General features: G+C 69.5%; 15 protein-coding genes. 4 read left to right on the top strand and 11 right to left on the bottom strand.

Annotation, left to right across the window (positions count from 1 at the left end; translation table 11 throughout):
* The first annotated feature begins 189 nt into the window (after positions 1 to 189).
* Both NYO99_RS03905 and NYO99_RS03900 read left to right on the top strand, forming a co-directional pair.
* Entirely contained in the window at positions 190 to 741 is a 552-nt protein-coding gene (locus NYO99_RS03905) for a GNAT family N-acetyltransferase (protein ID WP_268165784.1), read from the top strand.
* 38 nt (positions 742 to 779) lie between these two features.
* Complete coding sequence (locus NYO99_RS03900; RefSeq protein ID WP_268165783.1) at positions 780 to 926, top strand: hypothetical protein; 147 nt, start codon at positions 780 to 782, stop codon at positions 924 to 926.
* Between the two features lie 66 nt (positions 927 to 992).
* Here NYO99_RS03900 and NYO99_RS03895 read toward each other — a convergent pair whose 3' ends face one another.
* The 6 genes from NYO99_RS03895 to queG form a co-directional block, all read right to left on the bottom strand.
* Complete coding sequence (locus NYO99_RS03895; protein WP_268165782.1) at positions 993 to 1595, bottom strand: MarC family protein; 603 nt, start codon at positions 1593 to 1595, stop codon at positions 993 to 995.
* Positions 1596 to 1619: 24 nt separating this feature from the next.
* The gene (locus NYO99_RS03890) at positions 1620 to 3989 is read right to left on the bottom strand and encodes a TonB-dependent receptor plug domain-containing protein (RefSeq protein WP_268165781.1); all 2370 of its coding nucleotides are present in this window, start codon (positions 3987 to 3989) and stop codon (positions 1620 to 1622) included.
* 135 nt (positions 3990 to 4124) lie between these two features.
* A complete protein-coding gene (gene xerD / locus NYO99_RS03885; RefSeq protein WP_268165780.1) occupies positions 4125 to 5000 on the bottom strand; it encodes a site-specific tyrosine recombinase XerD in 876 nt (291 codons plus the stop codon).
* A complete protein-coding gene (locus NYO99_RS03880; protein WP_268165779.1) occupies positions 4993 to 5967 on the bottom strand; it encodes a tripartite tricarboxylate transporter substrate binding protein BugE in 975 nt (324 codons plus the stop codon). The genes xerD and NYO99_RS03880 overlap by 8 nt, the downstream gene beginning before the upstream one ends.
* Positions 5968 to 6000: 33 nt before the next feature.
* Positions 6001 to 6603, bottom strand: a complete 603-nt coding sequence (locus NYO99_RS03875; RefSeq protein WP_268165778.1) for a chalcone isomerase family protein — start codon at positions 6601 to 6603, stop codon at positions 6001 to 6003.
* Positions 6600 to 7739 carry a tRNA epoxyqueuosine(34) reductase QueG gene (gene queG / locus NYO99_RS03870; protein ID WP_268165777.1) on the bottom strand — a complete coding sequence of 380 codons (1140 nt, stop codon included), beginning with the start codon at positions 7737 to 7739 and terminating at the stop codon, positions 6600 to 6602. Before queG ends, NYO99_RS03875 begins: the two co-directional genes overlap by 4 nt.
* 209 nt (positions 7740 to 7948) lie before the next feature.
* Between queG and tsaE the strand changes: the two genes are divergently transcribed.
* Positions 7949 to 8443 (top strand): tRNA (adenosine(37)-N6)-threonylcarbamoyltransferase complex ATPase subunit type 1 TsaE, encoded by a 495-nt coding sequence (tsaE, locus tag NYO99_RS03865; protein WP_268165776.1) that lies wholly within the window; start codon positions 7949 to 7951, stop codon positions 8441 to 8443.
* A complete protein-coding gene (locus NYO99_RS03860; RefSeq protein ID WP_422395469.1) occupies positions 8440 to 9825 on the top strand; it encodes an N-acetylmuramoyl-L-alanine amidase in 1386 nt (461 codons plus the stop codon). The genes tsaE and NYO99_RS03860 overlap by 4 nt, the downstream gene beginning before the upstream one ends.
* Positions 9826 to 9829: 4 nt before the next feature.
* Here NYO99_RS03860 and NYO99_RS03855 read toward each other — a convergent pair whose 3' ends face one another.
* Genes NYO99_RS03855 through NYO99_RS03835 form a run of 5 tightly spaced genes read right to left on the bottom strand, consistent with a single transcriptional unit; the run spans position 9830 to position 14448 of the window.
* On the bottom strand, positions 9830 to 10513 hold the full coding sequence (locus NYO99_RS03855; protein ID WP_268165775.1) for a phytanoyl-CoA dioxygenase family protein: 684 nt from the start codon (positions 10511 to 10513) through the stop codon (positions 9830 to 9832).
* A 16-nt stretch (positions 10514 to 10529) separates the two neighbouring features.
* A complete protein-coding gene (locus tag NYO99_RS03850; protein ID WP_268165774.1) occupies positions 10530 to 11729 on the bottom strand; it encodes an FAD-binding domain-containing protein in 1200 nt (399 codons plus the stop codon).
* Complete coding sequence (locus tag NYO99_RS03845) at positions 11722 to 13269, bottom strand: cryptochrome/photolyase family protein (RefSeq protein ID WP_268165773.1); 1548 nt, start codon at positions 13267 to 13269, stop codon at positions 11722 to 11724. Before NYO99_RS03845 ends, NYO99_RS03850 begins: the two co-directional genes overlap by 8 nt.
* Positions 13262 to 13432 carry a DUF2256 domain-containing protein gene (locus NYO99_RS03840; protein ID WP_268165772.1) on the bottom strand — a complete coding sequence of 57 codons (171 nt, stop codon included), beginning with the start codon at positions 13430 to 13432 and terminating at the stop codon, positions 13262 to 13264. The genes NYO99_RS03845 and NYO99_RS03840 overlap by 8 nt, the downstream gene beginning before the upstream one ends.
* Positions 13429 to 14448, bottom strand: a complete 1020-nt coding sequence (locus tag NYO99_RS03835) for an NAD(P)/FAD-dependent oxidoreductase (RefSeq protein ID WP_268165771.1) — start codon at positions 14446 to 14448, stop codon at positions 13429 to 13431. The genes NYO99_RS03840 and NYO99_RS03835 overlap by 4 nt, the downstream gene beginning before the upstream one ends.
* Between the last annotated feature and the right edge of the window lie 106 nt (positions 14449 to 14554).

Below are 14554 nucleotides of genomic sequence, written 5' to 3'. Positions count from 1 at the left end.
CTGCATAGCCCCAAGTCTTGTACAAGACAAAATTCTTATCCCATATAAATCAACATCTTACGCAGCACTTTTCAAATCACAAAAACACATTACTCATAATGAGAAATTATGCGGCGCCGCAACAATCGTCGCTTTCACGATATGGGATGCAACTTCCGAATCGTGAGACCGCAGCGTCAGAATGGTGGGATGACTGTGCTGCTCACCCCCAGGCTGCGGCTGGAGCCGCTGGACGACTGCCATCTTGATGGCCTGCACGAACTCAACCGTGACCCCGTGGTGATGCGCTTCATCACCGGCCGGCCGGACACCCTCGACGACACGCGGCTGATGATCGAGCGCGTGAAGGCGCGGTGGACGGAGTTCGGGTACTCCTGGTGGGCCTTCGTGTCACGGGACAGCGGTCAGCTGCTTGGCAGCGGGTGCATCCAGCATCTGAACCGCGACCCCGCCGGACCGCTCGAGACCGGCTGGCGCCTCCGCCAGGACACCTGGGGCCAGGGCTACGCCAGCGAGGCCGCCCGCCACATGGTGGGCTGGGCGTTCGCAACCTTGGAGCCAGAGCGCGTCTGTGCGGTGTGCCAGCCGGAGAACCACGACTCCGCCGCCGTCATGCAACGCCTGGGCATGAGCTTCACCAGCCTGGGCCGCTGGTACGACATGGATTGCGCGCGCTACGACATCACGGCAGAGCAATGGCAGCACAGTGACGCGCGGGCGCGTTACCTTGCTGAGGCATAGTTCAGATTTCCTGGATTCACTCTTTGCCCGGAGGACGTATGGCGAATACCGAACAGCGCAGCAACAAGATGGCGAAAAAGCCCAAGAAGGACGCCCCGCAGGGCAAGACGGCTGGCTCCGACCGCCCCGTTGCGCCGATGACCAGCGTCATCCCCAAAGGCAAGGAAGCCAAGAAGAACAAGTAAGCCCGTGCGGGCTTCGTAAAGTGGGGTCGGAGTCGATTTGCCAGAAAATCGACTCCGACCCCACTTTCATAGTCCGCCGACGAAGTAGCGCTTCAGGCCGGCAAGCACCATTTCCACCGCGATGGCCGTCAGCACCAGACCCATCAGCTTCTCCAGGGCCGACACGACGGAGTCGCCCAGCAGCTTGCGGATGCGGTCCGCCATCACCAGCACGATGCCGCACACCAGCATGGCCGCTGCCAGCGCGCCGATCCACTCGTAGATGCGGTCCGGCTGGCGCGAGGCCAGCAGCAGCACTGTCGCCATCGCCGACGGGCCGGCCAGCAACGGCACGGCCAGCGGAAAGATCAGCGGCTCCTTCCCCGCCTCCAACCCATAGGCCGACTCCGGCGAGCCACCGAAGATCATGCGGATGGCGATGATCATCAGGATCACCCCGCCTGCCACTTCCAGCGAACGCTCGGACAGGTGCATCACCCGCAGAAAACCTTCGCCGAGGAACATGAAGGCGAACAGCACGCTGAAAGCGATGCCCACCTCGCGCACGGCCACGCGCGTGCGCCGCTCCTTGGGCACGCCGCGCATGATGGGGATGAAGATGGGAAGGCTGCCCAGCGGGTCAAGCACGAGCAGCAGCAGGATCAGGGCGGAAAGAAAACTGTGGTCCATTCGCCCGGATTGTCCCTGAGTGCGTCAGAAGCGGTAGTGCGCCCGTGCGTAGTACGAGGCGCCATTCAGGCCGAACTGCACGCTGTCGTAGTAGAAGCCGTTGTCGGTCTCGAACGGGTCCTGGCGCGTCGGCTTCACGTTGAACACGTTGTTGCCGCCCACGCTGAGCTTCAGGGCGGGTGTGGCCTGCCAGGTGGCGCCCAGGTCCATCGAGGTCTTGGGCTTGTACTTCAGCAGCACGCCGTCGCTGAACCCACCCTGGGTCTGCTTGCCGAAGTGGATGAGCTTGGCCTCGCCCGTCCAGGCACCGCGGCTGTACTCGACGCCCAACGTACCCTTGGCGCGCGGACCGGCCTCCTCGATGAACAGGCGCTCGCGCGTCGACAGCAGCACGTCCTCGAATCCCTTCAGCGAGGCCGGCGCGTTGATGCCCGACACCGTGGTCCGGCTGACATTGAGCGCCAGGAAGGTGCTCAACTGGCCGTCGCCGAGCTTGGCGCGGGTGGACGCCGTCACATCCAGCCCGCGGGTGCGCGTGTTGACGGAATTGACGAAGAACTGCGCCTGGCCGACGCCCAGCCCCTGCAGGATGGCGCCCAAGGCCGGGTAGTTGTCGGCATCGAAGCGGCCCGAAAGCACGATGCGATCCCGGATATTGATCTGGTACAGGTCTGCCGTGATGGCGGTGTCGCTGCCGGGCTTGAACGTGAAGCCCACTGACAGGTTCTTGGACTTCTCCTGCTTCAGCGCCGGCACCCCGGCGGCATTGCTGATCTTGCTGCCGTTGGGCGCGAGCACGACGTCCAGCGGTTGGCCGCTGATGAAGTCGGTGAAGGTGGACGAGAAATAGAGTTGCTGCAGGCTGGGCGCGCGGAAGCCGGTGCTGGCCGCTCCACGCAGCAGCAGTGCCTTGCTGAGGCTGTAGCTGCCGGCCAGCTTGGCCGTCGTCGTGGAGCCGAAGTCGCTGTAATGCTCCGCGCGCAGCGCCGCATCCACGGTCAGCGAAGGGGTGAGCGTGGCCTCCCAGTCAGCGTACAGCGCCTGACTGCTGCGGCGCTTGTTGGTGGCGTCGCCCGGCTGGAAGCCTGGAAAGCCCTGGCTGCCGGCGTTGCCGCCTTGGCCGACGCCGTCGGCATCGACGTAGGAGCCCGGCTCGCCGGCCACGATGTCGTACTTCTCGCGGCGGTACTCGGCGCCGAAGGCGATGTTGCTGCCGCCCAGCAGATCGGGGAAGTAGCGGCTGACATCGAGGTTGGTCGTCGCCTGGCTGAAGCCGAAGCCGCCGGCATCAAAACTCGTCGGGCTGATCCCCTTGCCGCCCCCAGCCAAGTCCTTGTTGGCGATGGACGCGTTCAGCGTGTTGCTGATGTTGTAGCGCATCTTGTTGGCGCCATAGGTCTGCGACAGGTCGGTGTCCCAGCCGGCGACGCTCGACTTCCAGCCGACGATGACGTAGCGGTCCTTCACGTCGCCGTTGATGAAGGGAACGAAACCGTTCGGGTACATCGCGGCCGAGTTGCGGCTGGGGATGTCGCCCGAGCCCACGCCGCCGCGCGACCAGGCGCCCGATGACGCGTCGCGGTCTTGGGCGCCGGCCGTCAAGTAGACCTTGTTGTCGCCCGCCAGCGGGAACTCGCCGTTCAGGTAGACGGTCTTGTTCTTGACCGCGGTGTCACCGATGGTGCGCGGGCCCACGTTCTCGTCGTTCGGGTCGTTGCGGTTGGAGCGCCCGCGATCCTGCCATTCGCCGGTGATGCCCAAGGTGCCACCGCCCAGCTTCACGCCGCAGTAGGCCGACGCGAGATAGTTCTTGCCATCGCCGGCCGAATACTGGCCGTAGCCGGCCACGGCCTCGCAGCCCGCCCGCTTCTTCAGCTGGATGTTCAGCACGCCGGCGATGGCGTCCGAGCCGTACTGCGCCGCCGCGCCATCGCGCAGCACCTGCACGTTGTCGATGGCCAGCAGCGGCAGCGAGTTCATGTCCGTGCCGGTCGCGCCACGGTTGCGCGCGCCGAACAGATTGACCAGCGCCACTGTGTGGCGGCGCTTGCCGTTGACGAGCACCAGCGTCTGGTCCGACCCCAGGCCGCGCAGCGCGGCGGAGTCGATCAGGTCGGCGCCATCCGCACCGGTCTGGCGCGTCGAATTGAACGACGGCGACAGGAACTGCAGGCTCTGCGCCAGGTCGAACTGCCCGCCACCTTCAGCCACTTTGCCCATGGCGTAGATGTCCACCGGCACCAGCGTCTCGGTGGCGGACGCCGCAGGCAGCGACTTGCGCGACCCCACGACGGTGACACGCTCAAGGCTGCTGGCCTCTTGGGCCAGAACGGGAGCACTGCCCAGCAGGGTCAGCGCTGCAAGCGCGGTGGGCAACAGGCGGATGGCGTGCATGCGGGAAGCTCCGGGCGAACTGATGATGGGCGCGGAGTTTGCGCTTTGCCGCACCGGCCCGGTGTCGGGGTGTTGTGGCTTGCCGACAGCAGGCACGGGATGGCAGGCCCGCGGGAAAACACCGGTGCCATGGGCTCAGCCGCGCGGATGGTGCGCCGCGTGCAACACCTTGAGGCGTTCGCGCGCCACATGGGTGTAGATCTGCGTCGTCGACAGGTCGGCGTGCCCCAAAAGCAGCTGCACGGCGCGCAAATCGGCGCCGTGGTTGAGCAGGTGCGTGGCGAACGCATGTCGCAAGGTGTGGGGAGACAGCGGCGCCGTGATAGACGCAAGCACCGCGTAGCGCTTGATCAGCATCCAGAACATCTGCCGCGTCATGCCCGCGCCGCGCGCGGTGACGAACAGGTCGTCACTGCTCTGCCCGGCCAGGATCTCAGCGCGGGCCTCACGCACATAGCGCGCCATCCAGTCGCGCGCATGCTCGCCGAACGGCACCAGCCGCGCCTTGCTGCCCTTGCCGGTGATGTGCAACACAGCGTCCTTGAACGCCACATGCGCGCTCTTCAGCGTCACCAGCTCGCTGACACGCAGGCCGCTGGCATACATCAGCTCCAGCATGGCGCGGTCCCGCAGGCCCAGCGCCGTGTTCACGTCGGGCGCGGCCAGCAGCGCACTGACCTGCGCCTCGCTGAGCAGCTTGGGCACGCGCAGCGGCGCCTTGGCCGCTGCGAGCTTGAGCGTCGGGTCGGCCGCGATGCGGCCCTCGCGCAGCGCCCAGCGGAAGTAGCGCTTGAACACCGACAGGCGCCGGTTGGCCGTGGTGGTCTTGAGCGCCGGCCGCTCCACCGCGTAGGCGAACAGCTGCGCTTCGGTGCAGGCGTCCAGCGCCGCCGGCCGCAGCCACGCGGCCAGCGCGGCCAGGTCGCGACGGTAGGCCGCCTGCGTGTTGGCGCTCAGGCCGTCTTCCAGCCAGAGCGCCTCGATGAAGGACTCGATGCCTGGGTCAGTCAAGCTTCAGCTTCTGCTGCGCCACGACCTTCTTGTAGACCTCCAGCTCGGCCGCGATCTGCGCGGCAAACTCGGCGGGCGAGTTGGCCACGATCAGCGAGCCCGTGTCCTCGATGCGCTTCTTCACCTCGGGGATCTCGACGGCCTTCTTCACCGCCGCGCTGATGCGATCCACGACCTCCTTGGGCAGGCCCTTGGGGCCGTGGATGCCGTAGAAGGCCATGCGGTTGACGGCCTCCAGGCCGACCTCCTTGAAGGTCGGCACCTGCGGCAGCGAAGCCACACGGTTCGGGGCCGCCACGACGATGGGGATCAGCCGGCCGTCCTTGATGAAGGGCAGCGCCGACGGCAGGTTGTCGAAGATCATCGGCACCTGGCCGGCCACCGTGTCGTTCAGCGCCGGGCCGGCGCCGCGGTAGGGGATGTGCAGCACAAACACGCCGGCCAGCGTCTTGTACAGCTCCATCTGCAGGTGGCCGATGCCGCCCGTGCCGGAGGTCGCGAAGCTGTGCTTGCCGGGGTTCTTCTTGAGCTCGGCCAGGAAGCCCTTGTAGTCACGTGCCGGGAAGCTCGGGTGCACCGCGATGACGTTGGGCGTGGCCGCGACGTTGATGATGGGCGTGAAGTCCGTCAGCGGGTTGTAGGCGATCTTGGGGTTGATGGCCGGGTTGGCCGCCGTCGTCGACACGGTGGCCACGCCCAGCGTGTAGCCGTCCGGTGTCGCGCGGGCAATTTCGGTGGCGCCGATGGTGCCGCCGCCGCCGGCCTTGTTGTCCACCACCATGGTCTGGCCCAGCAGTGCCGGCATGCGCTCGGACAGGATGCGGGCAATGATGTCCGTCGTGCCGCCCGGTGCGAAGGGCACGATGAGGCGCACCGACTTGGCCGGGTAGGCCTGGGCCAGGGCCAGCTGCGACAGAGGGCTCAGGCCGGCCAGCGTGGCGGCCTGCAGAAGTGAGCGGCGTTGCATGCGAATGTCTCCTCGGTGTTGGATGCGGTGATGCTAGCCCGGCTGCCCCAGCAGCGCGGCGCGCAGGTGGGCATCGCTGTTGCGATCGCCCAAAAACACTTTCAGGAAGGCGCTGTAGAAGTCCTGCCCCGGGATGGGGCTGCCCCAGGTCTTGCCGTTCACCGTCAGCACCGTGCCGCCCTGGGCCGGCAGGTAGTCGATGACCAGCAGGTCGCCCTTCTTCACGCGCCCCACCTCGGCGATGGCCGCATTGAACTGCGCCACGCGCTCGGCCACGGCAGCCTTCTCGGCCTCGGTGCTGTTGCGGTTCACGCCCTTGTTGATGGCCTTGACGAACTCCTGCGTGGAGACGTCCTTGACCAGCGGGATCACGATGCGCAGCTCCAGCCGCTTGGGGCCCACCTGGCCATAGATGGCCTGCGGCGTGCCGGCCTTGGCGGGCAGGTACAGCGCTGCCAAATACATCGGATAGATCGCCACCTGGCGCTTGCCCACGCCGTTGAGCACCAGCGTGCTGCCGCCAAGCGGCAGCGTGTCGGCGAAGTCCTGGCCTTCGTAGCGCACGGCCTGCGCGGGCAGCGCGGCAGCGGCGGCCAGCGCGACGGCGGCCGCGCGCAGGCGGACGGAAAAACTCATGCAGAAACTCCCTGGCAAACCATGGACGGTGACGATAACGCGGCGCCCGCCGCCATCGCCGACAAGGCCCAGCCGATGTGCTCCGCCACCAGCGCATCGGCGCCCTCCAGCGCCCGCTGCAGCGCGACGCGCAGTTCGGCGTCCTCCTGCTGGCGCAGCGCATTGCCGGCCGCCACAGCCAGATTGCGGCGCCAGCGCACAAAGCCGATGCGCCGGATGGCTGAGCCCTCGGTGCGGCACAGGAACTCGGCCTCGCTCCAGCCCAGCAACGCCGCGATGGACGTGCCCGCCATGCCCGGGCGCACATCGAAGTCCGCCAGCATCGCCGGCTTGGCAAATTTATTCCAGGGGCAGGCCAGCTGGCAGTCGTCACAGCCATACACCCGGTTGCCCAGCAGTGGCCGCAACTCCTCGGGAATCGGCCCGTCGTGCTCGATGGTGAGGTAGGAGATGCAGCGCCGCGCGTCCACGCGGTAGGGCGCGACGATGGCCGCCGTGGGGCACACATCCAGGCAAGCGCGGCACTCGCCGCAATGGGCGCTGGTGGCCTCGGTCACGGGCAGCGCGAGGTCGATGAAGATCTCGCCGAGGAAGAACATCGAGCCGGCCTCGCGGTGCAGCGTCAAGGTGTGCTTGCCGCGCCAGCCCAGGCCCGAGCGCGTGGCCAGCTCCACCTCCAGCACCGGCGCCGAATCGGTGAACACGCGAAAGCCCAGCGGGCCGACCTCGGCTGCCAGTTTCTCGGCCAGCTTTTGCAGCCGGTTGCGCAGCACCTTGTGATAGTCCCGCCCCCGTGCGTAGACCGAAATCTGCGCCTGCGTCGGCCGCGCCAGGCCAGCCCATTCGACGGCCTGCCAGCCGGGCTCGGTGGCCGGCGGCAGGTAGTCCATGCGGGCGGTGATGACGCGCAGCGTGCCCGGCACCAGCTCGGCCGGACGAGCCCGTTTCATGCCATGAGCGGCCATGTAGTGCATGCTGCCGTGGTGGCCCGCGTCCAGCCATGCCTGCAGGCCCGGTTCGGCATGCCGCAAGTCCACATCGGCCACGGCGATCTGTGAGAATCCCAGCTCACGCGCCCAGCCGCGCAAACGCTTGAACAGCGCGGCAGCATCGACAGTGGACGGGACCTCTTGCATTTGCCTGCGATTCTAGAAAGCGCCAGCCTCAGTGCGGTGGCCGGACGTGCCCGAGTGGGCCGTACCGGCGCGGTCCGGCAAGGCGCGACAACGCTGCGGGCTTGTGCCCGCAAGGCGGCGCAACGCCGCCGGGGCGTGGCGGGGCGGCGCAATCGGGTGCGTAGCGTTGAAGGAACGAGCGGCATGTTGGACGTGGGACGCATTGATTGATGAGTGAGCCTGTTGCAAGCGGTGGCGAGCAGACAGCCACCGAACTGAGGCTGTTGTGGCCCGACGAGGCCGCAGCCCAGGCCACCGCCGAGCAACTGGCGGCGGCACTGCTCCCAACCCCTGACGCCGTGATCGAGCTGCATGGCCCGCTGGGCGCCGGCAAGACGACTTTCACGCGCCTGCTGCTGCGGGCACTGGGCATCACGGGGCGCATCAAGAGCCCCAGCTACGCGGTCATGGAAAGCTACGAGCTGCCGGGCGGCGGCGTGGCCAGCCACTTCGACTTCTACCGCTTCGGCGACCCGCGCGAGTGGGAGGACGCCGGCTTTCGCGACGTCTTCGCCGCGCCCGGCCTGAAGGTGTGCGAATGGCCCGAGAAGGCCGCCGGGCAGCTGCCGCCGCCGGACCTGCAGCTGTTCATCGAGCTGCTGCCCGACGACAGCCGCCGCGTGCGCGCGGTGGGTGCACGCCGGCTGGTGGAGGCCTTGTCGTGAAGCGCCGCGAGTCGCTGGGCCTGCTGGCCCTGCTGCTGCAGGCGCCGCACACGCTGGCTGCCAGCAGCGAGGCCCGCATCCTGGCCGTGCGCGTGTGGCCAGCGGCGGACTACACCCGCGTCACGTTGGAGTCTGACCGGCCGCTCGCGGCCAAGCATTTCCTCGTCGACTCGCCGCACCGCCTCGTCATCGATGTCGACGGCCTGACGCTGAGCCCGGGGCTGCGCGAGCTCATCGGCAAGGTCAAGGCCGACGACCCCTACATCGCCGGCGTGCGCGTGGGCCAGAACACGCCCACCGTCGTGCGCATCGTGCTGGACCTCAAGCAGCCGGCGGCGCCCCAGGTCTTCACGCTGGCGCCGGTGGCGGCCTACAAGCACCGCCTCGTGCTGGATCTGCACCCCAGCACCGAGGTCGACCCGCTGGCCGCGCTCGCGCAAGCGCAGCCACCAGCCGCCACCGCGGCCCGCCGCGCCGAGGACGCGGCCAGCGCCGTCAACGACGCGCTGGGCGAGCTGATCCAGAAGATCGAGCGCCCTGCCCCGCCGGCGCTGCCACCGACGGCCGCCACGAAGCCGCCCACGCCCGCCAGCGCGCCTGCCGTCGCCACGGCGCCCCGGCACGCGCCGGAGGCCAAGCCCGGTGCGCCCGCGTCCATGGACAGCCTCATCGTCATCGCGCTGGACCCCGGCCACGGCGGCGAGGACCCCGGCGCCATCGGCCCGACCGGCCTGCGCGAGAAGGACGTGGTGCTGGCCGTGGGCCTGAAGCTGCGCGAACGCCTGCAGGCCAACCCCAACATCCGCGTGCTGATGACGCGCGACGCCGACTTCTTCGTGCCGCTGCAGGAACGCGTGCGCAAGGCGCGGCGCGTGCAGGCCGACCTGTTCGTGTCCATCCATGCGGACGCCTTCTTCACGCCGCAGGCGCGCGGCGCATCCGTGTTCGTGCTGTCGGACGGTGCCGCCACCAGCGCTGCCGCGCGCTGGATGGCCAACAAGGAGAACGCGGCGGATCTGGTGGGCGGCGTCAACGTCGGCGCCGCCACCAAGGACGCCCAGGTGCTGCGCGCCATGCTGGACATGAGCACCACGGCGCAGATCAAGGACAGCCTCAAGCTCGGCGGCGAGGTGCTGGGCCAGATCGGCAAGATCGGCCGCCTGCACAAGCCGCGCGTCGAGCAAGCGGGCTTCGCCGTGCTGAAGGCGCCAGACATCCCCAGCATCCTGGTCGAGACGGCCTTCATCTCCAACCCCGAGGAAGAGAAGAAGCTGCGCGATCCCGACTACCAGGATCAGTTGGTCGACGCGCTGGCGTCCGGCATCGCGAAGTACTTCGCGAAGAACCCGCCGATGGCGAGGAAGCGCAGCACGACGCTGTGACGCGTCAGACGGCCTGATGCCAGCGCAGCCCCAGTAGCAGCTCGCGCGGCCCGAACAGCACATGCAGCACGCGCCGCCGCCCGGACGGCGCGGTCGCCTTGGACGACGCATGCAGCGCCAGCGGCCGCATCAGCAGTGCGTCACCGGCCCGGGCATCGACGGCCACCTCGCCCCGCTGCCGGCGCCAGGTCGCCACGGCAGCGTCGTCGAGCACGCCCGCCCGGTGCGAACCCGGCACAAAGCGCAGGCCGCCATCGGCCTCGGTCGCGTCGTCCAGGTGCAACCGCAGTGCCACCATCTGCGCCAGCAGCGCGGCGGGCGCCAGCACGAAATGGCGTCCGCCCTTGACGGACCAGCCGCTCAGCGCGGCGTGGTCGACGCGCTCGGCGACCGGCACGGCCAGGTCCTGGTGCAGTGCCACCAGCCAGTTGCGGTCAGGTGACTTCTCGAACAGCGTGCACTGCACGGCCACGCCGTCGGTCGGCAGGAACGGCTGCAAATGCGGCAGCGCCTTCAGCCACCACGCCAGCGCCTGGCACCAGGGCTGATCCAGCAGTTCACGCTGCCCTGCCGCACCGGGCGGCAGCGCGGCCAGTTCGGCGACCAGCGCCTGGCGCCGCTTGGACGTCAGCAGGCCGGGGAGGAGGCGGAAGCCTTCGGGCAGGGCGTCGTCGCGCGGGACCAGCATGGCCCGCGCTTGTACCTCACCAGGCCGGCACCTCGTTGACAGCCAGCAGGTCGGTCGCCGACGTCAGCCCGCGGGTCGCGCGCGTCCACCACTGCGAGAAGGAGTCGCAGCGGTGCTCCACCGGCGGGAACAGCGCCGGTGCGGGCAGGCACTCCGCCCAGCGGGTAAGCCACGGCGCCAGGTGCGGCTCGGCCACGCTGCGCACGCTCGCCGCCCCTTGCAGCGCGGCGGCGATGGCCGCCGAGTCGCCGTGCCAGACCTCGTCCACCAGCCCGGCCAGCCGCGGGCCGACGAAGCGCCAGCGGCGCTCGCTCCACGGCCAGGCGCGGTGAAAGTCGGCCACGCAGAGGCCGATGACGCGCGTGCCAGCCGGCAGCGCGGCTGGCAACTCGCCCAGGTTCCAGGGGTGGACCAGCCAGACCTCGGCGCCGGCCACGCGGGCCGGGTTGGGCGCGATGGCACCCAAGTCGGCCGGCGGCTCGCAGCTCAAGCCCGGCTCGATGACGTCCGCCACACGGCGGCCCTGCGAAGCGTCCGGCCGCGGCTCGCGCGCCATGCGGTCCAGCGCCTCGTAGCTCGTGTCGATGACGCTGCCCGGGCTGTGCCAGGCCGCGGGCGCATAACGGGCCACGTTGTTGGCATTGAACAGGTAGGGCTTGTGGCTGCCGGTGCCGGCCACCCACTGCCAGCTGAGGTGGTTGCTGGCCAGGTCGCCGTCCAGCAGGTGGGCGTAGAGCCAGTCGGCGCCGGCCCGCCAGTGCACCTGGCGCACATGCACCACGTAGCTGGCCAGCCACATGCGCGCATGGTTGTGCAGCATGCCGGTGGCGTAGAGCGTGCGCACAGCCTCGTCCACCACGGGCACGCCGGTGCAGGCCTGGCGAATGTCGTCGGGCAGCGCGCGGGCGTAGGCCTGGTCGGGCAGCGGGCCGTCGTGCAGCGATTGCAGGATGCCCTCCCCCCGATGCGCCCACACATGGCGGAAGTAGGCCCGCCAGCCCAGTTCGTAGACGAACTTGTGCTGCACGTCCAGCGGGTGGCGCGCCACCACGCCGGCCAGCACCTCGGGCAGCGTCACCAGGCCGTGCGTGAGGTACGGCGACAGCCCGGTCACCGCGCCATCCAGCGCGTTGCGCGTGCGGGCATAGGCCGACGGCCGCACGGCGGCGATGCGCGCCCGGGCGGCGTCCAGCGTCGGGGCGAACGCGTCAGCCATGGCCCACCTCGCCGCGGCGGATGGCGCCGGCACGCGCCAGCACCGCCTGCCGGTCCGCATCGCTGAGCCGGGCCACGTTCTTCACCTGCAGCGCCATGCGCGGATTGCGCGCCAGTGCCTGCTCGTGGCGCATCAGGAAGTCCCAGTACAACGTCGTGAACGGGCAGGCGCGGTCGCCGGCCCGCTGCGCGGGGTCGTAGCGGCAGCTCTGGCAGTGCGGGCTCATGCGCTGGATGTACTTGCCGGTGGCGACATACGGCTTGCTGCCCATCAGCCCTCCATCCGCGTACTGGCTCATGCCCAGCGTGTTGGGCAGCTCCACCCACTCGACCGCGTCCACGTACACGGCCAGATACCAGGCATGCACCTGCTGCGGTTCGACACCGAGCATGAGCGCGAACAGGCCCGTCACCATCAGGCGCTGGATGTGGTTGGCGTAGCCGTGCGCCAGCGTCTGCGCCAGCGCATCGCGCAGGCAGGCCATGTCGGTGGCGCCGGTCCAGTACCAGGCGGGCAGGTCCTCGTGCGCGTCCAGCGCGTTGCCGTCGGCATAGGCCGGCATGCGTGTCCAGTAAATGCCGCGCACGTACTCGCGCCAGCCGAGGATCTGGCGGATGAAGCCTTCCACGCTGGCCAGCGGCGCGTGGCCGGCGCGCCAGGCGGCCTCGGCGGCGGCCACCACCTCGCGCGGGTTCAACAGTTTGAGGTTGAGCGCGGCGGACAGGTGCGAGTGGTACAGCCAGGGGTCGCCCGGCCACATCGCGTCCTGGTAGCGACCGAACAGCGGCAGGCGGTGAGTGATGAAGTCCTGCAGCGACTGCAGCGCCTGTTCGCGCGTGACCGGCCAGGCAAAGCTGTCCAGGCGGCCGGGGTGGCTGGCGAAGCGGCGCTGCACCAACTCGATGACGTCGCGCGTGACCGCATCGGGCTCGAAGCCCGCGCGCGGCGGCAGCAGGCCCGGGCCTGCCGAGCCAAAGGCCTCGCGGTTGTCGGCGTCGAAGTTCCACTGGCCGCCCTCGGGCTGGCCGTTCTGCATCAGCACGCCGTGCCGCTGGCGCTGCTCGCGGTAGAAGTACTCCATGCGCAGCGACTTGCGGCCCTTCGCATGGGCCGCGAACTCGCGCACGGTGACGAAGAAGTGGCGGTCCTCGCGGATGTCCAGCGGCAGGCCCGCTGACGCGGCCACCGCCTTGATGGACTGCAGCACGCGCCAATCGCCCGGCGCGCTCATCACGAGGCCGGCGGGCCGCAGCCGCGCGATGTCGGCCGCCAGCTGCGCGGCCAGCGAGCCGGCATTGCCCGCATCCTCCAGCCGCGTGTAGTGCAGCGGCCGGCCGGCCGCCTGCAGCGCCAGTGCGAAATGGCGCATCGCGGCGAGGAACACCGCTGTGCGCGGCTGGCTGCTCCAGACGTGGGTGGACTCCTCCGCCACCTCGGCCATCCAGACGGCGTCGGTCGCGGCGTCGAAGCCGTCGAAGCCCGACGCGTCCAGGTCCAGCTGGTCGCCCAGCACGATGACGAGGTGGCGCAACTCAGCCACGCGCGTCTCCACGGCGGCGGCAGGCGTCGGAGCAGTACTTCACCTCGGCCCAGGTCTTGGCCCAGCGGCGGCGCCAGCTCATGGGCAGGCCGCAGGCCACACAGGGCTTGCTGGGCAGCGCGGCCTTGTTGCCGCGAAAGCCCTGGCGTTCGCGCGCGCTCACGCGGCCTCCGCCGTGCCGCGCGCCCAGCGTTGCACCGCCTCTGCCAGCGACTGCGCCGACAACCAGGCGCCCTCCGCGCCCGCCCCACCCAGAAAGTCGCCGCACACGCCCAGGCCTTGCGCGCCATCCCACCAGAAGGACGCGCCCGGCGCGCTGAGGCGCTGTGGCGTGGCGTAGCGCCAGCGGTGCACGGTGGCGTGCTGCCAGGCCACCGCATGGCCGAACAACTCGGCGATGGCGGCTTGCAGTTGCTGCTGCACCCACTCGGGCGACTGCTCCAGATGCTGACGGCTCCAGCCCGCACGGGCATGGGCCACCCAATGCGCCTGCCCTGGCACCCGCTGCCGGCCGGGCCGCGCGTCGTTGCGCATCAGCCAGGCCAGCGGGCCGGCGGCGGGCCGAGCCAGCGTCCAGTCGGGCGCGCCCTGCTCGGCGGCCACGCCCATCAGCGTCCAGCAGGGCTGCATGGGGGCCAGCGCCGCATGGCGCGACCAATCGTTGCGGTGCGGGCCCAGCAGCGGCGCCGCCTGGGCCGGCGGCAGCGCCAGCAACACGGCATCAACCGGCGCGCCCTGCGCCTCGCCAGCCGCCTCCAGCTGCCAGCCAGCGGGCGTCCAGCGCAGCTGATCAATCGCGCACGACCACGTGGTGCTGACCCCGCTCAGCAGTTGGCGACACACCTCGGGGTTGTCGGGCACGGGCACGTGGAGCACCGCGTCCTGCAGCGCCGGCTCGCTACCCTCGGCCAGCACCGGGTGCCACTGCGCAAGCCAGCCGAACCGTTGCCCCTGGCGGATGAACGCATCAAACGCGCCGCCCTGGACGCTGAGACCGGGCGTGCCGTGATCCAGCCGCGTCTCGATGGGCTGGCCGGCGCCGTCCACCCAGGCCATGCGTCGTGTGGCCAGGCGCCCGCCGGGCCCACGGGCCTTGTCGAACACCTGCACCGCCAACCCGGCCTGTGCGAGCGCCTGCGCGCAGCTCGCCCCGGCCATGCCGGCACCAATGATGGCCATGCGCCTGATTTGACTCGTCAACATCGCGCCATCGTAAGCATTACGAACTCATTTCGGATTCACATCACCGAAATCGCCGCCACAAATCACATAATGCGATTCAAAC

This window comes from Roseateles hydrophilus (assembly GCF_026712245.1).
Taxonomy (GTDB): domain Bacteria; phylum Pseudomonadota; class Gammaproteobacteria; order Burkholderiales; family Burkholderiaceae_C; genus Pelomonas; species Pelomonas hydrophilus.
Note: the sequence above shows the minus strand (reverse complement) of the source record. Positions and strands in the feature narration are given on the sequence as shown.